The following is a 398-nucleotide window of genomic DNA, read 5'->3' as shown; positions in this document are numbered from 1 at the left end:
GAAGTGCTGGAACGGGGAGGCCGTGGAGTGGTCGGCCGCGTAGTAGTCCACCGCGTTCAGCGCCAGCGCCCAGTTCTCCACGTAGAACACCGAGGCCAGCCCCTCGGACCGCCACCGCGCCACGTCGTAGGCCGGATAGAGCAGCTCGACGAGCACCAGCGTGCCGAGCACGGTGAGCGCGGCCAGGGGCAGCAGCCGTTTGAACACGTGCAGCCAGTACCGGCCGATCGCCAGGGGCCGGCCGGCCTCGAGCTTGCGCACGAAGGACAGTGTGAGGAAGAACGCCGAGATCAGCAGGAACACGTCCACCCCGCCGGAGACCCGCCCGAGGAACACGTGGTAGAGCACCACCAGCAGCACCGCCACGAACCGCAGCCCCTGCACCTCCGGACGGAACC

The 398-nt window shown here is 69.1% G+C and carries 1 protein-coding gene; it reads right to left on the bottom strand.

Annotation, left to right across the window (positions count from 1 at the left end):
- Positions 1 to 398 (bottom strand): acyltransferase family protein (locus ACWCOM_RS18520; protein WP_454550209.1); only part of this gene is annotated, 398 nt, incomplete at both ends.

The sequence above is a fragment of the Kocuria sp. KH4 genome, from assembly GCF_053711175.1.
This window is presented reverse-complemented; position numbering and strand designations above follow the sequence as displayed.